Raw genomic sequence first — 22,029 nt, 5'->3', positions numbered from 1 at the left:
ATTAATCAAGGTATTTTTCGATATACGAGATAACGAAATTAACTCAACTATGTTACTCATGGGAAAATCGCAATTACATTGAAGAATAACATCTTGAACGTTGTGTAAGGCTTGATTATCGATACCTTTAGGTAACCCTTTGTTATAATAAGCTGGTTTGGCAAAAATCCGATCATCTAGTTGATGTAGGTTGAATATTTTGGATGATGATAACAACCGTATGCGTTCTTGATAGGAAATCAATGCAGTTCGTAATCGCTCAAAAGTGAAAGATTTTACAATATAATCAATCAAACCTAAATGCTGTGCAGTTTGAACTCATTGGTTTTACAAGCGGCAATTACCATATAATATCAATTTTGGAGTAACTAATGTGAATGTGCTGCAATAATTCTATCCCATTGAGTTTTGGCATAAATACGTCAAATAGGACTAAATCAATATGATTGTCATGAATATAATGTAGAGCTTGTTCACCATTACTGACATTAGCATTAAATTAAAACCGGGAACCATTTATATGTATTTTTTATTAAGCTCTACCACTATAGGGTCGTCTTCAACCATTAAAACATCAACCATGAATCTCTTTTTCCCTATATAAGTGGTAATAATACTTTAAACTTGCGTTAATATTCGTGTTTATTCGGTTTCAATTTGGAGAAAAGCTAAATTTTAAGATATAGGTGTTTGTATGCTTTTTATTATATTATTTGATGAAGAGATAATATTAGCGATATTTTCAACTTGTTGACGAAAAGCCTGTAAATATTCATTATTAACAATTGAATAATAAATATATTTTTAGTAATAGTTGATAAGATAAAAACCAAAAAAAGAACAAGCAGATAAACTGATATTTAAGTGTTAATCGATTTAAAAGGTATTTCATTTAATAGCTCTTTCGATAGCAATGCAGTGAATTTATATTCACCTAATAATAAATAAATCTGCTAATAAAATGGTAATTAGCAGATTTATTATTAATACAACTTAACTAATAAAATAATACACTTATTTTGCCGCATTTTTTACGCTTTCAGCCACAACTTTGGCAACATTGGGTTCAAAAGCATTAGGTAATATGCATTCTACTGATAATTTATCGTCAGGTACAATACTTGCTAAACCTCTGGCTGCGGCTAATTGCATTCCTAAAGTAATATTTTTGGCTCTCGCATCCAAAGCTCCTCTAAAAATTCCTGGGAATGCCAATACATTATTAATTTGATTTGGATAATCACTACGACCAGTACCGACAATATAAGCCCCTGCAGCTTTTGCTTCTTCTGGAAATATTTCAGGTGTTGGATTAGCCATTGCAAAAATAATCGATTTTTCTGCCATCGTTGCAACCCATTCAGCCTTTAATACGCCTGGTGCTGAAACTCCAATAAAAACATCAGCTCCTTTAATAGCATCTTCTAATGTGCCCTTTTGTTTTTCACAATTGGTTCTTTTAGCCATTGCTAAATGATGCGGTGGTAATGAATTATTATCTTCAGATAAAATACCAACTTTATCGACCACTTTTAAATTGGTTACACCAGCTGCTAATAACATGTCAGCAATAGCTAAGCCTGCAGCGCCTCCGCCATTTATAACAATCTTAGTCGACTCAATCTTTTTGCCTGCAACTTTTAATGCATTGTATAATGCCGCTAATACAACAATAGCCGTACCATGTTGATCGTCATGAAATACTGGTATATCTAATATTTCTTGCAAACGTTTTTCAATTTCAAAACATCGTGGCGCACTAATATCTTCAAGATTAATACCACCAAAAGAAGGTGCTAATGCAGCAATAAGTTTAACCAGTTCATCAGGATCTTGTGTGTTTAATGATAAAGGAACGGCATCTACATTAGCAAATTGTTTGAATAATATTGCTTTGCCTTCCATTACAGGAATAGCTGCCTCTGGTCCAATATTGCCAAGTCCTAATACCGCTGAGCCATCAGTGATAACTGCAACTAAATTACGTTTACTTGTATATTCGTAAACAGATGCTGGATTTTTAGCTATTTCTGTACAGACTGCTGCCACGCCAGGGGTATAAGCGATACTCAGATCTACCATAGAATTTACTGGTACTTTTGAACGAATTTCTAATTTTCCATGCATTTGTTTACTAATTGCTAATGCTTTTTCTTGAACTGTTGTCATAATTATTCCTTTCAAATTATTTTTAATATATATTTAATCCACTTTTCTAATGTTATGTATTCATATATCTTTTCATTTTAAAATGTAATCTAATTTCTCATAATGTCTTATTTCTTTTTTTATCACATAAGTAGGTAATGTAATATTGCTATGGTGCTAATAACCATTAACGCACCGCCTAAACGAGTTATTTGTGCAAAACAAAAGGCTTTAGGTTCATTCGATTTGCAGTAGATAGTGTTGCTACATCGCCAGTTCCGCCCATACTGCTTTGACATGGATACCTTTTTAAGAAAAACTACAAACAAAACCTGTCATAGAAATGGTAAACACGACTGAAATAATTGTAATAAAATAAAAGATAGTTAATACATTAACATCACTGCCCAAGTCAATATATAACAAACCTAATCCAGCTATGAGAGGAAAAGTAAAATTACCAGAGATAAATTCATACCATTGCTGACATCCACTCTTCACGCTTTCTAATCGTAAACGGAAATATTTTACAATAGCTGTAATAATAATCATTAATACTGGGCTAGGAAAATGAGTAATCTTTGCTAAAATCATACCAAAGATAAATAATGTGGCTAAAATCATCACTGCGCCACTCATAGCGCTAGCATTTAATGGCGTTTTGTCTTCTTTTAAAGCAACAGCTAATCCATCAAATTAATTGTCCATGACCGCTTAAGTGTGGTTTCACTTCACCAATTCGGCTCATTATGGTAGTAAAGGTAATAGCAAAAAAAGTTACCCACGACCGTTGCAAGAATTAATGCTCTAATAAATGAATCATAAACTTGATTAAGAATATTGCTGTAGCCGTTAAATAATTGTAATACACCCTCACTAATGCCGCCAGCCATAACAGGCCGATATAGTATAGAAAAAAGCATGCTCCCAAGTGTCGTCAACGACAACGGCTACTGAAACACCAGTCTATTGCTGAACTTGTTTAATATTGATGAACAGATAACGAATGGTTATTTTGATAACCCGTGGTTGTTAAGATAGAACTGACAAAATAGAATAGTTAAAATAGCAAAACAACTAATTAATTCTATCTGCTTACGTATTGATTTGTTAGTGTTTAGAAATATGAATACAAATTATTAACTAGTAATCAGGCGGCAATTTATACCGCCTAAAATCTACCTTTTTAGAATAGATATTGTTTATATTAATAAATAACTATTGATCTAATTTGGTGGTATTAGCATAAGGACCATATAAAATACCATTATATTTTATTGGATGAGGTGTAAATAATCTCGCTGCCGCTAATCCGGATATTGTCACACTATGATCTCTAACGGTATCACTAATTTGTGTAATTGCAGCTGAAAGTAACGTGCTAATTAGGCTATTGCTCGATTGTTGGTTTTCAGTACTTGATGCAGATGCAGTACCAGTCCAAATTACTTTAGAAGTTTGAACATCTACTAACTTCGCTTCTAATGTAACACGAGTATCACTCTGTATAATCTGATAATTAGTTCCATAATTTATTATTTTTAGATATAACACCGCATCAGGATTAAAAATTTGTTGTAACTTTGTTAAAGTGACCGAATGAATATCATCAGCAATAGTGAAACCATTTTGTTTAAACACTTCATTGGTTAAATTAACAGGAAAAACATAATATCCTGCTTCAGCTAAAGGCAATGTGACTTGAGACAATACTCCGTAACTCGCATTGATTTCGTTTGAATGATTAGTAGGTAATAATACCAAAATAGAGGTAGGTTTACTTTCTTCAAATGCTGTATAGTCATAGTCTTTTTTATTTGTTGCACAACCTACTAGCATGAAAAGTGCAAATATAGTTCCTGCTAGCGCAGTAAATTTATTATTCATTGATTAATGTCCTTGATATTTTTGTTCAATAAAATCAATAAAGCTTTTTGATTCAGGGAAGAGCAATTTTTCTGCTTCAAAGTGTTCAAATGCTTTATCTTTTTTTCCTACAGTTGAATATAATAGACCTAAGTGTGCATGCAGTCCTGGCGGAACTGGCTTATTTGCTGATTTTGCTTTTTCAATAATATGTTCTAATGATTGAATTTGTTCAGCATGTCCAGTTTTGTCAGATTGAGTATAGTTATAAAGATTCTCTTGATAATCATCCCAATAATAAATAGTTTTAGGAGATGATTGGCAACCATTCAAAAATAATAGCATCCCCATGAATAATAAATGTACAAAACATTGTTTTTTTAACATCATTATGATCCTTATATCATTAATTGTAATTTTTACTTAGTTACGGGTTTCCATGTACCATTATCCAATCCATTAATTAAATTATTAACAGCTTCTCGAATCGCTAAATCTAGTACTTTGCCATTAAGAGTTGAGTCATAACCAGCTTTACCTCCAAAACCAAGTATTTCACGATTTGATAAATTATACTCCCCAGCTCCTTGTACCGAATAAGCAACTTGAGTTGTTTGTATGTCAATAATATTTAAAGTAACTTTGGCATAAGCAACTTGTTGTTTACCTTTACCAAGAATGCCCCATAATTGGTGATCTCCAACTTCTTTGCGGCCAAATTCAGTCACATCTCCTGAGATAATATAATTAGCACCTATCACTTTTTGTTGCTGCTTTCTATATTTCGCTTCAGTCGCTAATTCTTGCATATTGGTTCTATCTAATACATTAAAGTGATTAGTTTGCTGTAAATGACTAATTAATAAAGTTTTAGATTGATTACCGAGTCTATCTACACCATCAGAAAAAATACCATTTTGGTAATTAGAGCGATTCTCGAATTTACCTATAGCAATATTCGTTTTTAGACCTTGATATTCAGAGCGATAGCTATTTACTGTTGGTAATTCAACAGATCTTGAAGACTCTTTAGCACAGCCAAATAATAAACTACTGGTTATCATTATTCCTATTAATTGTTTTATATTCATTCTTTTTTGTCCTTTATTTTTACTTTTCATTTACCGGATTATTTCAAATTTTAACTGCAAATAATATATGATTAAAAATGATTATCAATCATAATATTGATTTTTTATAAAATACAATAAAAAAATATGAGATTAGTTGTTTTTAAATTTGCCTTAATAATGATGGTGTAGAGTAGTCATTTTGATAAACATTATCTGGATTTGACCGTATTTTCTAAATAGAAATTAATGGATAAAGAGGTGGGAATAGAATCTAGCTTTTTATACTAAAAGGTGTAGTTAACCTAAAATTCCGTGACAAAAAATTAAATCATTTTAGTTGTCTATTATCGAAATAAACAGTTTGTATTTTATCAATTTCTTTATTCAAAGCATCTATAACTAAGTTTGGATGACCGCTTATTTGCGAATCAATCATTCACGACTAAACCCGTATCTTATTGAGCTTACTCAATATTGGTTAGCAGATAATGGATATTATTTTGATGACGAGTGGTTGTTAAGATATAACTGTCAAAATATTTAGCCTGATATAAATAATCAGTTACAGCATTAGCGAAAACATGATTCCTTCAACTAATATTTAAAAATGATGCTTACAAATTTGATTAAAGTTATAGATTAATGTAAATATTAAGTATGAATAATGCAAGTTAGATGCCGGCATAAATTATCATTGTGAGTAACCAAATTCTCACAATGATTAGATGATTAATCTTCTTTACCACGGATTTTACGAGATAAGCGTTTAAATCCATGAGTAAATTTTTTAATTGCCATGGCAAAAAAAGGAACCTTAATTTTGATATTAAAACGTTCTTTTAATTCAATTGCGTCATTGGCTTTAGTTAACCAAATAAAACCTGAGTTAGTTAAATCAATGGCTTTGATTTTTCCATCAGATGTTAAGATAAAATTGCCACCATGAACATCATTAGAGACCAGATTATAACTGTGCAGTTTTTCTATACAGTTTTTTATTTGTTCGCCATACTCTTTCATTTCTTCCCATTTTAAAGATCGTCCTTCAATAAAATTGAAAATCATATAATGACGCTTTGTTTTTTGGTCGAAAGCAACCAAGTAAAGTTCATAAGCAATATCACATTTATCAAGTGATATTTTGGCGAGTTTACGAATTAAATTGAAATAAAAATCACCTGTAATTTTGGCGATCAAGCGACGCTCTAAACGGTGTTCAACGCCACCATCAATTTTAAAAATAAATTGGCTTTTATTATGATTGATTAAATAAGTATATCGCTCTAATTTATCGCTAGGATCGAGTAATTCATGATGCCCTTCTTCCGCCAAAAATTGGTCAAAAAGGTCTAGATAATTGATTTCGTCATTTTGTACATAAGCGAATTTTATATCGCCACGTTGGATTTCAATAATTTTTGCAAAGTTATTCAAATTTATTGCCTTAAAATACATAAAAAATTATGCTTATCTTAAACATTATCCCCATTAAAGTAAACGAAGCTATGATCTTTGTATTGCTCGATCCACTTTACACAAAAGTGACTAAAATTGGTGTTATACTGATAATAAGATGAAAATACTATTATTAACAAATAGATAAATCGATTATTCTTGATTATTTATGAAAAACAACGTATCAGTATGGTTTTTATATATTATTAGAACAGCAAAGCAATCATTGTATACAGGTATCACCACTGATGTTGCTAGGCGTTTGCAACAACATAAAAATGGTAAAGGTGCTAAACATTTAAAAGGTCATAAAGATCTCAGTATTGTTTATCAAGTTAATGTGGGTGATAGGTCAACTGCGCTTAAAATTGAGTATCGAATAAAGCAGCTATCTAAGCAAAAAAAAGAACGATTGGTTTTGCAACAACCTAATTTAGAACAGTTGTTGCTTGATTTCTTAATTTTGTAACATTGCCATCAATTGTGGTGGTGGCGATTTTATGGTGGTAATTTGCTGTGCAAATTCAACTAATTGTTGATGCCAAAAATCATCATCAGTCATCCATGGAAAGGCGATGGGAAAAGCAGGATCTTGCCAGCGTTCTAAAATCCATGCTAAATGGTGAACCAATCTCATTGCTCTTAAAGGTTCAATAAGTTGTAATTGATGGTTATCAAAGTCATAAAACTCTTGATACATTTCAATTAGCATATCTAACTGTATGCGTCGCTCTTGCTGATTGCCAGAAAGCAACATCCACAGATCTTGAATAGCAGGACCATTACGCGCATCATCAAAATCAACAAACATTGCATTATCACGCCATAAAATATTGCCTGCGTGACAATCGGCATGTAGGCGAATAGGTTGCCAATCGTTATGCCAATGTTGTTCAACAGTTTTTATTAGTTGGGTTAAAAGACCTTTAAGATCAGTTTGAATTTTTTTTGGAATATAAGTACTAGATAATAAGGTATCTTGTGGTTGGTAAAGATATTCTTCGAGTCCGATAGTCGGGCGGTGTAAAAATGTTTGCTTAGCACCAATTTGGTGGATACGCCCAAGTAGCATCCCAATGGATTCCATTTGTTCGATATTATCCATCTCGTATTGCCTACCACCAACACTTGGGAACAGGGCAAACAGATAACCTTGATACTCGTGTAGCGTGGTATGATTAAACGTTAATGGCGCAATCACCGGTATTTCAGCATCAGCTAATTGCTGCGTGAATTGATGTTCTTCCAAGATCTGATTTTTATTCCAGCGATGAGGGCGATAAAATTTCGCAACATAACGTTTGCGATCTTCATCTTGAAATTGATAAACCCGATTTTCATAACTATTTAATACGGTTAACCCGGAATCTACAGATATGCCTATTGAAGATAAGCTATCAAGAATAAGATCCGGCGATAAAGATTGAAACGAAAATGTTGAACTATTCATTAAATGATTTCCATTATTGCTGACTAAACCATTCATCTAATTTTTGTTTTAACGCTTCAAGTCCAATACGTTTAGGCGATGAAAAAGGCGTAACGGTAATATTTCCCTGAAAAGGTAAGATGGCCTCTTTAACCATATTAACCTGTTTTTTTTGCGCACCAGAAGCCAGCTTATCCGCTTTAGTCAGTAATAGCATAACAGGGATATCAACTGAAACAGCCCATTCGATCATCTGTTGATCTAAATCTTTTAAAGGGTGCCTGATATCCATTAATACAACCAGTCCTTTTAGGCTTTCGCGTTTTTGGAGATATTCGCCCAGTGATTTTTGCCATTTTCGTTTTATCGCTTCCGGCACCTGAGCATAACCATAACCCGGTAAATCAACTAAACGGCAATTTTCTTCAACTTCAAAAAGGTTGATGAGTTGTGTTCGTCCTGGGGTTTTACTCGTTCTAGCGAGACCTTTTTGATTGGTTAAGGTATTTAGTGCACTTGATTTACCTGCATTAGAGCGACCCGCAAAAGCAATCTCGACACCACTGTCAATAGGTAGATGAGAAATATCGGGCGCACTTAAAATAAAATGAGTTTTGGCATAATTTAATGGGTGAAAATCGGTCATAAATAAGTATCCTTTAAATGCAACGGCACTTAATTGATTAAAATGCCGTTACTGTATAGAAAAACTTAAGCATTGACAACCTTTTCCACGGCTTTTTCAAATCGCAACATACCTTCTTTTATCTCATGATCTGAAATAATGAGTGATGGTGTAAAGCGCAGCACATTTGGACCAGCATTTAAGATCATCACCCTAAACTCAGTGGCAACGTTTAAAAAATCGCGCGCTTTATTGTGAAATTTGGGTTGTAACTCTGCACCTAATAACAATCCTTTACCTCGGTATTCACGAAATAGTTTAAATTGATCATTAATTTCTTCGAGTTTTTCAATGAACAGAGCACGCCGTTTTTGTACGCCATCAAGTACTTCAGGGGAGTTAATAATATCAAAAGCTTCACAGCCCACCGCACAAGCAAGAGGATTACCCCCGTAAGTGGTACCATGCACGCCAGGATGCATGACTGACGCAATTTCATTGGTTGTTAACATAGCACTAATTGGAAATCCGCCCCCTAATGCCTTAGCGGAGGTTAAAATATCGGGTTTTACATTATATTGTTGATAAGTATATAAACTGCCTGTTCGCCCCATCCCGCATTGTACTTCATCAAATACAAGTAGTGCTTGGTATTCATCACATAACTCACGCACACCTTGTAAAAATTCTGGTGTTGCTGAGGTTAATCCGCCTTCGCCTTGTACTGGCTCTAATACAACCGCACAAGTATGGTCATCTATTACCGCTTTAACGGCATTAAGATCATTAAAAGGAACATGAATGATATCAGCAGGTTTTGGTCCAAAACCATCAGAATATTTTGCTTGTCCGCCTACCGAAACGGTGAAAAACGTACGACCATGAAAAGATTGATAAAAAGCAATGATTTTGCTCTTATAGGGGCTATATCTTTGTGCTGCATAATATCGCGCTAGCTTAAACGCGGCCTCATTAGCTTCCGCCCCTGAATTGGCAAAAAAAACACGGTCAGCAAAAGTATTATCAATAAGCTTCTGCGCAAGATTTAATGACGGTTCATTCGTAAAAACATTGCTGACATGCCATAACTTTTCACTTTGCTCATGTAGAGCTTTAACTAGTTTTGGGTGGCAATGACCCAACGCATTGACCGCTATGCCGCCTGCAAAATCAATATACTCTTTACCTTCTTGATCCCAAACTCGGCTACCTTGACCTTTAACAGGAATAAATTGAGCTGGTGCATAAACAGGTAAAATGACTTTATCAAAAAGTGCCCGTGTGATTTTTGGCTGCATTATTCAATCCTTATTTTATTAAATAGTTTAGATTATTTTAATCGAACTAATTACAGTGTAAAGTAAATAATTATTCATATAATTTAAATTAATATTCAATTTTATGGGTGTTTTAAAGTAGAATACTTATGCAATAATTTCCTTCTGATTTATAACTATTTTCAGGTATAATCACACACTATTTTTTAATTCAACTTAAAAGAGATAAAAATGAGTCGTGTTGTTTATTGTCATTATTTAAAAAAAGAAACAGACGGTTTAGATTTCCAATTGTATCCTGGGGAACTTGGCAAACGTATTTTTAATGAAATATCAAAACAAGCATGGCAAGAATGGCTTAAAAAGCAAACGATGCTAATTAACGAAAATAAGCTCAATATGATGAATCTTGAACACCGTAAAAAGATTGAAGCTGAAATGATTAAATTTCTATTTGAAGGCGAAGAAGTTGTTATTGATGGCTATAAACCCCAAAATTGAGATATCAAATGACTAATAATAAAAAAATTATTACATTACTGATTACTGTGAGCCTATTATCTGGTTGTTCTAGCAAAGATTTGAACAATCATAATGATGATTATTATGTTAAAGATACCAATGCTTTTAATATTTTGATTGGACAATATGCTAACAATATTGAACAAATTTGGGGGCCTAAAGAAATTTTGATAGCAGGCCCTAAAGACTATGTTCAATATGAAGATAATTTACAAACGCGCGTCCATATTAATTTTGTTTCAGGGGTGATTACTATTGAAACTATGTCTGAATCACCAATAGATAATTTAAAAGATGCAATAGTTTCGACCTTACTTATGCCAGAACCGGTCGATATTATTCGCCATGATAAAATCAGTCAAGATTTATCCGGAGAACCATTTTTATACAATCAAGTATTGGATCAAGAACATCAACCTATTCGTTGGAGTGGTAGAGCAAATAGTTTTGCTGATTACGTACTAGCCAATAATTTGAAACAACGTATATCAGGTGCGCATAGAATTACTTATGTTGAAATAAAACTAGTTCCTAACCATATTAATCAACGAGCTAGAAAATTCTTACCATTAGTGACTGAAGCGTCTAATCGCTATTTTATTGATGAACGCTTGATTTTAGCTATTATAGAAGTGGAATCAGCCTTTAACCCTTATGCTGTTAGTCGAACAGATGCTCTTGGTCTTATGCAAGTGCAACAACATACAGCTGGGCGTGATATTTTTAAATTACGGGGTAAATCAGGGGAGCCAAGCCGAAAATTTTTACTTGATCCACGTAATAATGTTGATATGGGAACTGCTTATTTGTCATTGTTAAAAACAAAATATTTAGCGGGGATTGATAATCCAGTTTCATTACGATATGCCATGATTACCTCATATAACGGTGGAGCAGGTAGTGTGCTTCGTACATTCTCAAATGATCGTAATGAAGCAATTAATATTATTAACTCCATGACACCACAGCAAGTTTATCGAAAATTAGTTACTTCTCATGTTTCTCAAGAATCACGCAATTATCTGATAAAAGTCAGTAGGATTTTAGATAACAAATAAGCTAGTAACAAAGATGAATAGCCCCTCATCATTCATTACGAATGATGAGGGGCTATTAAACTCGGGAAAGATAGCAATAATAGATTGTTTAGCGTTGTTTTCACTAAAAACATTTAAATAAAAATCAAATAAAATCAATGTCATGCCTGAGTTGTTTTATAGAAAACACACCAATCTTTTACAACATTCAAAGGTTATTATTTCCGTTTATTTGGCGTCGAAATGTGGCTACAAGTGATTAAGGTTAGTCCGCAAAACGTGAACAAATTTTCCAGAAAAACTTACCCCACACATTTTTTACTATAAGCAACTTCTTTAATAAACAGCGATTTTTCTAGTTTTAAAATTTTTTAATAAAAAAAACGTGATCTGCTTTAAATTTTGAGTATACTATGCGTCTCATAAAACCCTAGTTTTTTTGAGGATGTTAGTTTGAGTACCGATAAACTTGTAGATTCCTATTCTCCCGCACAAATGACCCAAATTGCCGAAGACATTGGCAATTACAAAGTAAATAAACCCCTATGTAGCACAATGTTATCCGCAATGCTTGCAGGTATTTTTATCTCTATCGCTTTCGTATTTTATATTACTGTAACAACCGGAACTGCAACCGTTGCTTTTGGTTTAGCAAAATTGGTAGGTGGTATTTGTTTCTCATTAGGACTTATGTTGGTTGTTTGTTGTGGTTCTGACTTGTTTACTTCAACAGTATTAACGATTTTACCTAAAATGACTCATAAAGTGAGCTGGGTGAAAATGATCCGTAATTGGATTTTAGTATATATCGGTAACTTTATTGGTGCTATACTGTTTGTCACAGTTATTTGGTTTTCAGGTCAGTATATGGTTGCCAATGGTTTGTGGGGATTAAATGTTCTACAAACTGCTGACCATAAATTACATCATACCTTTATTGAAGCAGTGTGTCTTGGTTTTCTTGCCAATTTAATGGTGTGTTTAGCGGCTTGGATGAGTTATGCTGGGCGCAGTTTGCTAGACAAAATGTTAATCATGGTTTTACCTGTTGCAATGTTCGTTGCAAGTGGATTTGAACATAGTATTGCAAATATGTTTATGATTCCTATGGGGATTGTGATTAATAATTTTGCTTCTCCTGAATTTTGGCAAGCGGTTGGCGTATCATCAGATACATTTAAAGAGCTAACTATAGCGCATTTTGTGTTTAACAATTTAATCCCAGTTACACTAGGGAATATTTTAGGTGGTTTAGCTGTAGCACTACCTTATTGGGCTTTATATCTACGCAAGCCACATTGATTTTAAAATATTTACCCTTATGTATAAGAGAGTAAATAGATATTTTTGTAAACCTGAGGTGAAAATTATGAGTAATTTAAACGAAGTACAAGCAGTTGCTTGGAAAGGATTTAAAGATGGTGATTGGCAAAATAATGTTAATGTCCGCGATTTTATTCAAAAGAACTACACGCCATATGAAGGTGATGAGTCTTTCTTAGCTGGTGCAACAGATGCTACAACTAAGTTATGGGATAAAGTAATGGAAGGCATTAAAATTGAAAATGCTACCCATGCCCCCGTGGATTTTGATACCAGTGTTATTTCGACAATTACTGCTCATGATGCAGGTTATATTGAAAAAGATTTAGAAAAAATTGTTGGCTTACAAACTGAAAAACCATTAAAACGTGCTATTATCCCGTTTGGTGGTATCAAAATGATCGAGAATTCTTGTAAGGCTTATAATAGAACGCTTGATCCTTTAGTCAAAAAAATCTTCACAGAGTATCGTAAAACTCATAACCAAGGTGTTTTCGATATCTATACTCCAGATATTCTTCGTTGTCGTAAATCAGGTGTCATTACAGGTCTTCCTGATGCTTATGGTCGTGGTCGTATCATTGGTGATTACCGTCGTATTGCACTTTATGGTATTGATTACTTAATGCAAGACAAATTTGCACAATTTAATTCATTACAAGCAGATTTTGAAAATGGTGTTGATTTAGCAATGACTATGCAACGTCGTGAAGAAATCGCAGAACAACATCGTGCACTTGGTCAAATCAAAGAAATGGCTGCTAAATATGGCTTTGATATTTCCGGACCGGCGAAAACTGCTCAAGAGGCAGTACAATGGACATACTTTGGTTATTTAGCTGCGGTTAAATCACAAAATGGGGCTGCGATGTCATTAGGTCGTACATCGACTTTCTTTGATATTTACTTCCAACGTGATCTTGAAGCAGGATTAATTACTGAAAAAGATGCACAAGAAATTGTTGACCATTTCGTTATGAAATTACGTATGGTTCGTTTTTTACGCACTCCTGAATATGATGAATTATTCTCTGGCGATCCAATTTGGGCGACTGAATCTATCGCAGGTATGGGGGTTGATGGTCGTACTTTAGTTACTAAGACTTCTTTCCGCTTCTTAAATACTTTATATACAATGGGGCCATCACCAGAACCTAATATGACTATCCTTTGGTCTGAAAAATTACCAAGTGGATTTAAAGAGTTCGCATCTAAAGTATCAATTGATACTTCATCATTACAATATGAAAATGATGATTTAATGCGTCCTGACTTTAATAATGATGACTATGCTATTGCATGTTGTGTAAGTCCAATGATTGTAGGTAAACAAATGCAATTCTTTGGTGCGCGTGCAAATCTTGCTAAAACTCTTCTATACGCAATCAATGGCGGGGTGGATGAAAAGTTAAAAATGCAAGTTGGTCCTAAAGAAGCTCCAATCACTGATGAATATTTAGATTTTGATACAGTATTTGCTCGTTTAGATCACTTTATGGATTGGTTAGCAAAACAATATGTAACAGCTTTAAATGCTATTCACTACATGCATGACAAATATAGTTATGAAGCATCATTAATGGCGTTACATGATCGTGATGTTATTCGTACTATGGCATGTGGTATTGCTGGTCTTTCTGTTGCTGCTGACTCGCTGTCTGCAATTAAATATGCAAAAGTGAAAACGGTTCGTGATGAAGATGGTTTAGCGACTGATTTTGAAATTGAAGGCGAATATCCACAATTCGGTAACAATGATCCTCGAGTCGATGATATTGCAGTTGACCTAGTTGAACGTTTCATGAAGAAAATTCAAAAACTTAAAACTTATCGTAACGCAATTCCTACTCAATCAGTATTAACCATTACATCAAACGTTGTATATGGTAAGAAAACAGGAAATACTCCAGACGGACGACGTGCTGGTGCACCATTTGGACCAGGTGCTAACCCAATGCATGGGCGTGACCAAAAAGGTGCAGTGGCTTCATTAACCTCTGTTGCTAAACTACCATTTGCTTACGCTAAAGATGGTATTTCTTATACTTTCTCAATCGTTCCAAATGCATTAGGTAAAGATGATAGTGCTCGTAAACGTAACTTAGCCGGTTTAATGGATGGTTACTTCCATCACGAAGCAACAGTTGAAGGTGGCCAACATCTAAATGTTAACGTATTAAATCGTGATACATTGTTAGATGCGATGGAACATCCTGAAAAATATCCACAATTAACTATTCGTGTTTCTGGATATGCAGTACGTTTCAACTCATTAACTAAAGAACAACAAAATGACGTAATTAGTCGTACATTTACGCAATCAATGTAATTTAGTTAATGGATTACTTTACCGAAAATAGCGTCCTTTAGGGCGCTATTTTTTTATCAAGCCTCAACAATATTGGTATTAATTTTAATTAAAAAATATCAATACGATTGGTGTAAGCTTGGTGGTACGGGTACGGCGTTAAAATTATTAAAAAGCGATATGAGCAATGATTAGAGATTATCTATGGAACAACAAAATATTATTATGACAACAAAGACACCTATTAAAGGTCGAATCCATTCTTTTGAATCTTTTGGTACTGTTGATGGTCCTGGGATTCGTTTTATTGTTTTTTTTCAAGGTTGCTTAATGCGTTGTTTATATTGTCATAACCGTGACACTTGGGATGTAAAAGCAGGTCGAGAAGTCACTGTTGATGAGCTTATGAAAGAGATTGTTTCTTACAAAAGTTTTATTATGCCAAATGGTGGTGGTGTTACGGCTTCTGGCGGTGAGGCAACTTTACAAGCTGAATTTGTTACTGAATGGTTTAGAGCTTGTCACCAAGAGGGTATTAGTACTTGTTTAGATACTAATGGTTATGCAAGACAGCTCGATCATGTTGTTGATGAACTTTTAGAAGTGACGGATTTAGTCATGCTTGACTTAAAACAAGTCAATGATGAAATACATCAAAAATTAGTCGGCGTTCCTAATAAGCGGGTTCTTGAGTTTGCCAAATATTTACAAAAAATCAATAAACGAACTTGGATACGTTATGTGGTTGTTCCTGGATGGACCGATGATGATGATTCAGCACATTTGCTTGGTCAATTTATTCAAGGGATGGACAATATTGAGCGTGTAGAATTGCTTGCTTACCATAAAATGGGGGCATATAAATGGGATACGCTTGGTGATAAATATAAGTTGGAAGGGGTTGAATCGCCACCAAGAGAAACGCTTGATAGGATCAAAAGCATCATAGAAAGTTATGGTCATTATGTCACTTTTAGTAAATAATAGATAAACGGTTAGCAAAAGGCACAATGGATAGTGCCTTCTTTGCATCCATTAAATTCTTTTGCGTGTTATTGCTCGCATAACAAAAATCCCACCTTCCAAAGCTAGAATACAAACTGATAGCCAAATAAATCCATATGACACAATGTGCCTTAATGAGACTGTTTCATGTAAAAATACTATTGAAATAAGTGTTAGTAGTACGGGTTCCACGTATCCCATTAAGCCAAATAATCCCATGGGCAATAAACGACTAGCAACGAAATACATTGCAAAAGCAACCGCAGTGATGATACCTAACATAGGGATATAAATATGGAAATGAGAAAGATCACTGATTATTTTGTCTAAACGATAGTTTAGAGCACAATATATAATGCACCCTAAGAAGATAAACAAAAAGTCAGAAAACGTGCCAGAAATGCCATCTATTTGCAATTTGCGCCTTACTATAAAGTATATTGGGTACCCCAAGGCGATAACAACTGTTTCCCATGAAAATGCACCTGTAATGTAGATTTCAATAGCAACGCCTAATACAGCAAGTCCAACCGCAATTTTTTGTAAAAAACTAAGATTTTCTTTATAAACGATCTGTCCAGAAATCACCATTGCTAATGGTAATAAAAAATAACCTAGTGAGGCGGATAATCCATGTCCATTAAGTGGCGCCCAGATAAAAATCATCATCTGTATTGTGAGCAAAAACGAAGAAAATAATAGCCCCAATAAAAGAAGAGGTTGTTCTTTTATTCGCCTAACTAGTGCAGTTATAGCTGACCATTGTTTTCCTGCAATGATCAATACAACTATTGCAGGAAACGATGTTAATAATCGCCAACAAAAAATATCAACAACAGATAAGGGATGTAATAAAACTGGATAGTAATAAAGTAGCCCAAATAAACATGATGCCAGTATTGAAAGCACGACTCCTTTTATCATTTCTCCACCTACCTTAATAAAAAAATAGCGCTAATTATTAGCGCTATTGTCTATGTTATATATAAATATCTTATCCGATAAACTCAACGCCATTCATATAAGGAACTAAAACAGATGGAATTTTAATTGTGCCATCTGCTTGTTGATAATTTTCCATAATGGCAACCAGCGTTCGACCTACTGCTAATCCAGAACCATTTAGTGTATGCACTAAATATGTTTTATTGTCAGCTTTATTACGATAACGAGCTTGCATACGTCGAGCTTGGAAATCCCACATATTTGAACAAGAAGAGATTTCACGATAGGTATTTTGAGCAGGTACCCATACTTCCAGATCATAGGTTTTACATGAGCCAAAGCCCATATCACCAGTACACAGTACAATTTTCCGATATGGCAGTTCAAGTAATTGTAATACTTTTTCTGCGTGAGCAGTTAGCTCCTCTAGCGCTTTCATAGATTCTTCAGGTTTAACAATTTGAACCAATTCTACTTTATCAAATTGATGCATACGAATTAAGCCACGAGTGTCTTTACCATAAGATCCCGCCTCTGAACGGAAGCAAGGAGTATGCGCTGTCATTTTTAATGGTAATACACTTTCATCAAGAATTTCATCGCGTACAAGGTTAGTGACTGGCACTTCAGCGGTTGGAATTAATGCATAATTACTGCTCTCTGTCTCTTCGTCAAGCGGTTTAGTATGAAATAAGTCCCCAGCGAACTTAGGTAATTGTCCTGTGCCAAAAAGCGTTGCTTGATTTACAAGATACGGTACATAAATTTCGGCATAGCCGTGTTGTTCGGTGTGTAAATCTAACATAAATTGGGTGATAGCACGATGTAAGCGCGCTATTTGCGATTTCATAACCACAAAACGAGCACCTGTTAGTTTTACACCAGCTGCAAAATCAAGCCCACCAAAACGTTCACCTAATGCAACGTGATCTTGAACTGGAAAATCAAATGTCCTTGGTGTACCAAAACGTGATATTTCGATATTATCGCTTTCATCTTTACCATCAGGTACAGAATCATCAGGGATATTTGGGATAGTAGAGGCAATATCTTTAATTTGATTGAGTAATGTTTCAAGCTCTGTTTTTGCACTATTAAGTTTTTCACCTAGCTTGTTGACTTCTTCACGAACAGCTGTGATGTCTTCACCACGAGCCTTTGCTTGACCAATCGCTTTTGAGCGAGCATTACGCTCAGCTTGTAAGTTCTCAGTTTCAACTTGTAATACTTTGCGTTTTTCTTCTAAATGACGAATAGTATCAATATCTAATTTAAATCCACGACGTGCTAATTTCTTAGCGACAAGATCCAATTCATTTCGGAGTAAATTTGGGTCTAACATACATAATGTCCATTATTAATTAGGGAATATCTTTCTACTTTGCTGTTATTCTAATATAGATAACAGAACATATAAATCAAAAAGTAGATTGATTTATTGATATTAAAATTTGTGAGCTTAGTATACTAGAATTATATCGGGATTCAACATAAATGGCGCACCCGAAGGGATTCGAACCCCTGACCGCTCGGTTCGAAGCCGAGTGCTCTATCCAGCTGAGCTACGGATGCGTGTAAGTTCGTTAAAAAAGTGGTGCATCCGAAGGGATTCGAACCCCTGACCGCCCGGTTCGTAGCCGGGTACTCTATCCAGCTGAGCTACGGATGCGTTTTGAATTTATTAAAATGGTGCATCCGAAGGGATTCGAACCCCTGACCGCCCGGTTCGTAGCCGGGTACTCTATCCAGCTGAGCTACGGATGCATATTTTAATTTATTAAAATGGCGGTGAGAGAGGGATTCGAACCCTCGATGCAGCTTTTGACCGCATACTCCCTTAGCAGGGGAGCGCCTTCAGCCTCTCGGCCATCTCACCAAAACATTATGACTCTGCTTTAACAACAAAATCATAATGTGTGGCGCACATATTACGTTTTACAAAAAATAAGTCAAACATTTTTTTGTTTACGCGTGCTGGTTGTTTATTTCCTGCCCAATATTACTCTCTTGTCTCCGATAATTCATCGTTTGTAACCTGTGGTTGATGAATTTTGTTATATATCTCTTCCCTATGAATAGAAACTTCTTTAGGTGCATTAATACCAACTCTGACTTGATTTCCTTTTACGCCCAAGATGGTAATAACTACATCGTCACCAATTATTAGTGTTTCACCTACTCTCCTAGTTAAAATTAACATTAGATCTCCTAATATCAGTTAAGTATATATCCAAACAATTTTAAGATATAGCTTCGTCAGCCCCCCATCAATAAGACAGAAAGACGGAATTTTACAGATATACTCTAATATTTAATTAACAAACATTTGAGTATATCTGGCTAACTTGCTTGTAATTTATTACTGATTTCCTTTTTCACAGAAGACAACGCTTCTGGTAATGCTGAAAGATCCATTCCACCTGCTTGGGCGAAATCAGGTCGCCCACCACCTTTACCACCTACTTTTAATGCTAATTGAGAAACTAGTTCTCCAGCTTTAACTATATTGACTAAATCGTTAGTGACACCTGCAGCTATATTAATTTTGCCCTCATTGATAGCAGCTAAAATAATTACGCCTGTTTTTAATTGATTTTTAAGATCATCAATCATAGTCCGTAATAATTTTGCTTCAACGTTATCAAGTTTAGCAATTAACAGATTTTTATTATTTATTTTTTCACATTGGTTAAGCAATTGTACACTTTCTTGGCTAGCTTTCTGTGCTTTTAATTGCTCAATTGTTTTTTCAAGCAGTTTAGTTTGATCGAGTAATTGATCAATGCGTGCTAAAACTGTAGATTTGTCACTTTTAACTAATTGTCCAATTTGAGTTAATAAGTTGGATTCATTATGTATCATATCCATTGCATTTTGCCCTGACGTTGCCTCGATACGACGTACACCAGACGCAATGCTTGATTCTGATATTATTTTAAATAAACCAATATCTCCAGTTCTATCTACGTGAGTACCACCACAAAGTTCAATTGAAAAATCGCCCATAGTTAAAACTCTAACGATATCTTCATATTTTTCGCCGAATAAAGCCATTGCGCCTTTATCTTTCGCCTTATCAATTGGCATTAGCTCAATCTCTACTAATAAATTGCGACGAATCTGTTGATTAACTAAGTTCTCTATTTCAATAATTTGTTCTGACGTAATGGCTTGATTATGTGAAAAGTCAAAACGTAGATAGCTATCGTTAACTAAAGACCCTTTTTGATGAACATGGTTACCTAAAACACGTTGCAAGGCAGCTTGTAATAAATGTGTAGCAGAATGATTACGACGAATACGTTCGCGTAATTCTACATCAATAGCTGCAGTGATATTATTACCAACTTTTAAAAAACCTTTTACAATTTTTCCTAAATGGCCAATACTTTTACCATATTTTTGACTATCAAAAACCCTAAATTCAAGATTAGCTGCTGTTAATAAGCCTTTATCACCAATTTGACCACCAGATTCTCCATAAAATGGCGTTTTGTCTAAAACGACGATAGCTTCATCGCCAGCACTAATACTTTCAACTTTTTGACCATTTTTAAATATAGCAATAACTTTTCCGGATGATTCTGTTGCTTGATAGCCTAAAAACTCAGTTATATCATCAAGTTTAATAACATTGCTATAATCGACATTAAATGAGCTTGATTCGCGGGCTCGTTTCCTTTGCTCTTCCATACATTGATTAAAGCCAGATTCATCAATACTAATATTTTTTTCTCGGCATACATCAGCTGTTAGATCTAACGGGAAGCCATAAGTATCATAAAGTTTAAACGCAACATCTCCAGGTAAAACTTCACCAGTTATTTTAGCTAACTCTTGATCAAGCAAAGATAACCCTCGCTCTAGCGTTTTTAAAAACTGTTCTTCCTCAATTTTGAGTGCGTTTTCAACTAATTCTCGATTATTTTCTAATTCGACTGCTGCACTTCCCATGACGTCAATTAATGGTTTAACCAGCTTATAGAAGAAGATATCTTTTGCTCCTAGCATATGCCCATGGCGCACTGCACGCCGAATAATACGGCGTAATACATATCCTCGACCTTCGTTCGAAGGTAAAACACCATCCGAAATTAGAAAAGCACAAGAACGGATATGGTCAGCAATAACTCTGAGTGATTTACTTTCTAAATCTTTAGTTTGAATAATATTAGCTGCATCTTGAATTAATTTCTTAAATACATCTATTTCATAATTAGAATTTACATGTTGCAAAACTGCAGCAATACGTTCTAGTCCCATACCTGTATCGACTGATGGTTTTGGTAATGGTTCCATTGTGCCATCAGGATGGCGATTAAATTGCATGAAAACAATATTCCAAATTTCGATAAATCTGTCACCATCTTCTTCAGCACTGCCAGGAGGTCCCCCAAAAATATGATCACCATGATCATAGAAAATTTCGGTACATGGACCACAAGGACCAGTATCACCCATCTGCCAGAAATTATCTGAGGCATATGGAGCACCTTTATTATCACCAATACGAATGATGCGTTCTTTTGGTATACCTATTTCTTTTTCCCAAATTGCATACGCTTCGTCATCTGTCTCATAAACGGTAACCGTTAACTTATTTTTAGGTAGATTAAACCATTCTTCACTGGTTAATAATTCCCATGCAAAATGTATTGCATCATGCTTAAAATAGTCACCGAAACTAAAATTCCCTAACATTTCAAAAAAAGTATGATGTCGAGCAGTATAGCCAACATTATCTAAATCATTATGTTTACCACCAGCACGGACGCAACGTTGCGATGTTGTTGCTCTAGTATAAGAACGCTTATCAACACCTAGAAATACATCTTTAAATTGATTCATTCCGGCATTAGTAAATAACAGTGTTGGGTCATTGTGTGGAACAAGGGAACTACTTGCGACAACTTGATGTCCTTTGCCACGGAAAAAGTCAAGAAAACTTTGACGAATTTCTGCAGTACTTTTCATTTATGCTTCCATATAAAACGATAGATTTTTAAACATAGTAAT

The 22,029-nt window shown here is 34.6% G+C and carries 19 protein-coding genes, 4 tRNA genes and 3 pseudogenes; 6 read left to right on the top strand and 20 right to left on the bottom strand.

Translation table 11 applies throughout. From position 1 onward, the window contains the following. Positions 1-340 precede the first annotated feature (340 nt). The 9 genes and pseudogenes from A9G23_RS11940 to A9G23_RS07305 all read right to left on the bottom strand — a co-directional run. Positions 341-478: pseudogene (locus A9G23_RS11940) on the bottom strand (response regulator); the annotation flags it as partial. Between the two features lie 536 nt (positions 479-1,014). After that, complete coding sequence (locus A9G23_RS07330; protein ID WP_065586967.1) at positions 1,015-2,169, bottom strand: NAD(P)-dependent malic enzyme; 1,155 nt, start codon at positions 2,167-2,169, stop codon at positions 1,015-1,017. 187 nt (positions 2,170-2,356) lie between these two features. Continuing rightward, positions 2,357-2,437: pseudogene (locus A9G23_RS11935) on the bottom strand (2-hydroxycarboxylate transporter family protein); the annotation flags it as partial. Positions 2,438-2,457: 20 nt separating this feature from the next. Further along, positions 2,458-2,808, bottom strand: a pseudogene (locus A9G23_RS07325) (2-hydroxycarboxylate transporter family protein); the annotation flags it as partial. 71 nt (positions 2,809-2,879) lie between these two features. Continuing rightward, on the bottom strand, positions 2,880-3,071 hold the full coding sequence (locus tag A9G23_RS11395) for a 2-hydroxycarboxylate transporter family protein (RefSeq protein ID WP_141670050.1): 192 nt from the start codon (positions 3,069-3,071) through the stop codon (positions 2,880-2,882). 295 nt (positions 3,072-3,366) lie between these two features. Beyond that, positions 3,367-4,035, bottom strand: a complete 669-nt coding sequence (locus A9G23_RS07320; RefSeq protein WP_065586965.1) for a DUF799 domain-containing protein — start codon at positions 4,033-4,035, stop codon at positions 3,367-3,369. 3 nt (positions 4,036-4,038) lie between these two features. Continuing rightward, positions 4,039-4,401 carry a DUF4810 domain-containing protein gene (locus A9G23_RS07315; protein WP_218058808.1) on the bottom strand — a complete coding sequence of 121 codons (363 nt, stop codon included), beginning with the start codon at positions 4,399-4,401 and terminating at the stop codon, positions 4,039-4,041. A gap of 32 nt (positions 4,402-4,433) precedes the next feature. After that, a complete protein-coding gene (locus A9G23_RS07310) occupies positions 4,434-5,105 on the bottom strand; it encodes a CsgG/HfaB family protein (protein WP_065586963.1) in 672 nt (223 codons plus the stop codon). A 711-nt stretch (positions 5,106-5,816) separates the two neighbouring features. Then, on the bottom strand, positions 5,817-6,521 hold the full coding sequence (locus A9G23_RS07305) for a lipopolysaccharide core heptose(II) kinase RfaY (RefSeq protein ID WP_065586962.1): 705 nt from the start codon (positions 6,519-6,521) through the stop codon (positions 5,817-5,819). A 190-nt stretch (positions 6,522-6,711) separates the two neighbouring features. Here A9G23_RS07305 and A9G23_RS07300 point away from each other — a divergent pair, with 190 nt between their 5' ends. After that, positions 6,712-7,011, top strand: a complete 300-nt coding sequence (locus A9G23_RS07300; RefSeq protein WP_065586961.1) for a GIY-YIG nuclease family protein — start codon at positions 6,712-6,714, stop codon at positions 7,009-7,011. Here A9G23_RS07300 and A9G23_RS07295 read toward each other — a convergent pair. The 3 genes from A9G23_RS07295 to argD form a co-directional block, all read right to left on the bottom strand. Continuing rightward, a complete protein-coding gene (locus A9G23_RS07295) occupies positions 7,000-7,992 on the bottom strand; it encodes a serine/threonine protein kinase (RefSeq protein WP_065586960.1) in 993 nt (330 codons plus the stop codon). The two genes, A9G23_RS07300 and A9G23_RS07295, sit on opposite strands and share 12 nt — an antisense overlap. 13 nt (positions 7,993-8,005) lie before the next feature. Further along, on the bottom strand, positions 8,006-8,617 hold the full coding sequence (yihA, locus tag A9G23_RS07290) for a ribosome biogenesis GTP-binding protein YihA/YsxC (RefSeq protein ID WP_065586959.1): 612 nt from the start codon (positions 8,615-8,617) through the stop codon (positions 8,006-8,008). A 65-nt stretch (positions 8,618-8,682) separates the two neighbouring features. Beyond that, positions 8,683-9,894: a bifunctional acetylornithine/succinyldiaminopimelate transaminase gene (argD, locus tag A9G23_RS07285; RefSeq protein ID WP_065586958.1), complete on the bottom strand. Its 1,212-nt coding sequence runs from the start codon at positions 9,892-9,894 to the stop codon at positions 8,683-8,685. Between the two features lie 210 nt (positions 9,895-10,104). Between argD and A9G23_RS07280 the strand changes: the two genes are divergently transcribed. The 5 genes from A9G23_RS07280 (at position 10,105) to pflA (ending at position 16,047) form a co-directional block, all read left to right on the top strand. Next, complete coding sequence (locus tag A9G23_RS07280) at positions 10,105-10,374, top strand: oxidative damage protection protein (RefSeq protein ID WP_065586957.1); 270 nt, start codon at positions 10,105-10,107, stop codon at positions 10,372-10,374. Positions 10,375-10,382: 8 nt separating this feature from the next. Then, positions 10,383-11,453, top strand: coding sequence for a membrane-bound lytic murein transglycosylase MltC (gene mltC, locus A9G23_RS07275; protein ID WP_065586956.1), 1,071 nt, complete (start codon positions 10,383-10,385; stop codon positions 11,451-11,453). A 432-nt stretch (positions 11,454-11,885) separates the two neighbouring features. Beyond that, positions 11,886-12,734, top strand: a complete 849-nt coding sequence (gene focA / locus A9G23_RS07270; protein ID WP_081296984.1) for a formate transporter FocA — start codon at positions 11,886-11,888, stop codon at positions 12,732-12,734. Between the two features lie 67 nt (positions 12,735-12,801). Further along, the gene (gene pflB, locus A9G23_RS07265; protein WP_065586955.1) at positions 12,802-15,084 is read left to right on the top strand and encodes a formate C-acetyltransferase; all 2,283 of its coding nucleotides are present in this window, start codon (positions 12,802-12,804) and stop codon (positions 15,082-15,084) included. A 183-nt stretch (positions 15,085-15,267) separates the two neighbouring features. After that, on the top strand, positions 15,268-16,047 hold the full coding sequence (gene pflA, locus A9G23_RS07260) for a pyruvate formate lyase 1-activating protein (protein ID WP_218058807.1): 780 nt from the start codon (positions 15,268-15,270) through the stop codon (positions 16,045-16,047). A gap of 51 nt (positions 16,048-16,098) precedes the next feature. On the opposite strand, the gene rarD is transcribed toward pflA, so the two are convergent. The 8 genes from rarD to alaS all read right to left on the bottom strand — a co-directional run bounded on the left by rarD (position 16,099) and on the right by alaS (position 21,987). Next, on the bottom strand, positions 16,099-16,992 hold the full coding sequence (rarD, locus tag A9G23_RS07255; protein WP_065586954.1) for an EamA family transporter RarD: 894 nt from the start codon (positions 16,990-16,992) through the stop codon (positions 16,099-16,101). A 70-nt stretch (positions 16,993-17,062) separates the two neighbouring features. Further along, positions 17,063-18,355, bottom strand: a complete 1,293-nt coding sequence (serS, locus tag A9G23_RS07250; protein ID WP_065586953.1) for a serine--tRNA ligase — start codon at positions 18,353-18,355, stop codon at positions 17,063-17,065. 153 nt (positions 18,356-18,508) lie between these two features. Next, positions 18,509-18,585 (bottom strand) — tRNA-Arg (locus A9G23_RS07245). Between the two features lie 20 nt (positions 18,586-18,605). After that, positions 18,606-18,682 (bottom strand) — tRNA-Arg (locus tag A9G23_RS07240). A gap of 18 nt (positions 18,683-18,700) precedes the next feature. After that, positions 18,701-18,777 (bottom strand) — tRNA-Arg (locus A9G23_RS07235). Between the two features lie 19 nt (positions 18,778-18,796). After that, positions 18,797-18,889, bottom strand: a tRNA-Ser gene (locus A9G23_RS07230). Between the two features lie 123 nt (positions 18,890-19,012). After that, a complete protein-coding gene (csrA, locus tag A9G23_RS07225) occupies positions 19,013-19,213 on the bottom strand; it encodes a carbon storage regulator CsrA (protein WP_065586952.1) in 201 nt (66 codons plus the stop codon). A 140-nt stretch (positions 19,214-19,353) separates the two neighbouring features. After that, a complete protein-coding gene (gene alaS / locus A9G23_RS07220) occupies positions 19,354-21,987 on the bottom strand; it encodes an alanine--tRNA ligase (RefSeq protein WP_065586951.1) in 2,634 nt (877 codons plus the stop codon). Between the last annotated feature and the right edge of the window lie 42 nt (positions 21,988-22,029).

This window comes from Gilliamella sp. App4-10 (assembly GCF_001690495.1).
Lineage (GTDB): Bacteria > Pseudomonadota > Gammaproteobacteria > Enterobacterales > Orbaceae > Gilliamella > Gilliamella apicola_G.
Note: the sequence above shows the minus strand (reverse complement) of the source record. Positions and strands in the feature narration are given on the sequence as shown.